We start from the raw sequence: 2,024 nt of genomic DNA, 5'->3' as shown, positions 1-2,024 counted from the left end.
GGCGGTCGGTGCCGGCCAGACGCGAGACGTCGATCCCGGCCGACGTGCTCACGGTCGAGCAGCCGAGATCCTTCCGGCCGGGGCCGCGGGAGTCGCCCGAGCCGACCCAGCGGTTCCAGTCGACGGAGTCGGTGGAGACGCAGACCTGGTAGGTGCCGGGTGCCGAGACGGGCGTGGTGGCGCCGAAGCCGTGGGCGCGGCCGGCGTTGGAGTACTCGCCCGGGATGTCGCCGCGGTCGCCGTTCGCGGTCTGCGTGCGGACCGTGCGGGTGCCGTCGGGGCCGGTCACCGTGACCGTCGTGGTCAGCGCGGCCTGCTGCGTCGTCGGGTCGACGGCCCAGCCGGACACGCTCAGCGTGCTGCCCGAGATGCGCGGGGCGTCGACGCGTCCCGCGGGGGCGATCCCGGCGTTGGCCAGGGTGCCGTTCGGGTTCCAGTCGCTGAAGAGGTACCAGAAGTTGATGTTGCCGTAGGTCGCGCAGGCCGCGTTGCCGGAGCCGGTGAGCGCGTAGTCGTTGGGCTGGTACGGCGTGTAGTAGTAGAGGTCGGCCGTGGCCTGGTTGCGGATGGTGACCGGCGAGGAGCCGCACGCGGTGCTCGGGTAGTAGGCGACGTTCGGCGTCGTGCCCGGAGCGTAGGTGGTGAAGTTCGAGCCGGAGCCGGGCGGGTTGGCGTAGCGCTTGAACTGGCGGGCCGCGCTGTAGACCTGCGTGAAGAAGCCCGCCGAGCCGGGGTCGCACGCCGCGGTGTCCGGGCAGTTGTAGCCGGTCGCCTTGGCGTAGTCCTCGGGGCTCGGCGTCGCGTCGGTGACGAGGCTGCGCTCCTTCTGCACGAGCACGACCAGGGCCAGCGGGTTGATGCCGCAGGCCAGGCCGACGCGCGTGAAGATCGAGGCCGACGACTCGCTGCCGGAGCCCTGGTAGGCGCTGCACATCGCGTCCGCCGCCTTGGACGGCGTCGCCTGCGAGAAGTTCTTGAGGCAGGGGGCGGTGCCGGCGGTGGAGCACCGGCTGCCCTTCTCGTTCAGGAGCGACTGCACCTGACCGGTGCTCAGCGCGTCGCCGTCGAAGAACTGGGCGTCGCTGACGATGAAGCCGGCGCGGAAGCTCTTCGTCTCCTCGGCGCTGTACTGCGTCGACTGGTCCGGGACGCCGAGGTCGGCGCGGTCGACGGACGCGTCGAGAGCGCCGGTCTCGACCGAGACGGTCGACGGCGCGTCCTCGGCGGCGGAGGCGGAGGTGATCGGAACGAGGGCGGTGCCGAGCCCGACGGCGAGAGCGAGCGCGGCCGTGAGCAGGCGCGATGAGCGGTGGTGATTCCCCATGATCGCGAAGTCTACGAGGCGGTCGCAGGGCGTCCTGGCCCTCGTTCGGTGGTCGTGGCGCGTCGATCGCTCGATGTCGGAGGTGCATGGTGTCATCGGCGGCATGGATCTCTCCTTCGTCCTCGGCCTGGTGGTCGGCGCGCTCCTCGCGGGAGTCGTGGCCGTCCTCCTCGCCCGCTCCCGCACGCCCGACGCCGCCCTCGCCCTCGACCTCGCGACGGCCCGCGCCCGCGCTGAGGGCCTGGAGGAGCGGCACGAGGCCGTCGTCGAACAGCACCGCGAGCACCTCGGCTCCGCCCGCGACCAGATCCGCGAGCTCCAGGAGCAGCTGCGCGTCGTCGCCGAGCGCGAGCGGCACGACGCGCGCATCCTGCAGACGCTCTCCCCCGTCGCCGAGAGCCTGCGCGGCATGCAGGAGGCGGTCGGCCGGCTCGAGCGCGAGCGCGCCGCCCAGTTCGGGGCGATCACCGAGCAGCTCGAGGGTCAGCGGGCGGCGGGCGAGCAGCTGCGCTCGACGACCGAGACCCTCGCATCCGCGCTCCGCTCCACCACGAGCCGCGGCGCCTGGGGCGAGACGCAGCTGCGGAACGTCGTCGAGGCCGCCGGGCTCACCCAGCGGGTCGACTTCGACGTGCAGTTCGGGCTCGAGGGCGAGGCGGGCCGCGGCCGCGCCGACATGGTGGTCCGCCTGCCCGGCGGC

1 protein-coding gene and 1 pseudogene are annotated in these 2,024 nt (G+C 73.2%); one reads left to right on the top strand and one right to left on the bottom strand.

The window, feature by feature from the left end; genetic code table 11:
* Window positions 1-1,324: pseudogene (locus tag C5C27_RS17360) on the bottom strand (hypothetical protein); the annotation flags it as partial.
* Between the two features lie 103 nt (window positions 1,325-1,427).
* On the opposite strand from C5C27_RS17360, the gene rmuC reads away from it, so the two are divergent.
* Window positions 1,428-2,024 (top strand): DNA recombination protein RmuC (gene rmuC, locus C5C27_RS17355; RefSeq protein WP_181133588.1); only part of this gene is annotated, 597 nt, incomplete at its 3' end.

Source organism: Rathayibacter sp. AY2B7 (assembly GCF_002931635.1).
Classification (GTDB): domain Bacteria; phylum Actinomycetota; class Actinomycetes; order Actinomycetales; family Microbacteriaceae; genus Rathayibacter.
Note: the sequence above shows the minus strand (reverse complement) of the source record. Positions and strands in the feature narration are given on the sequence as shown.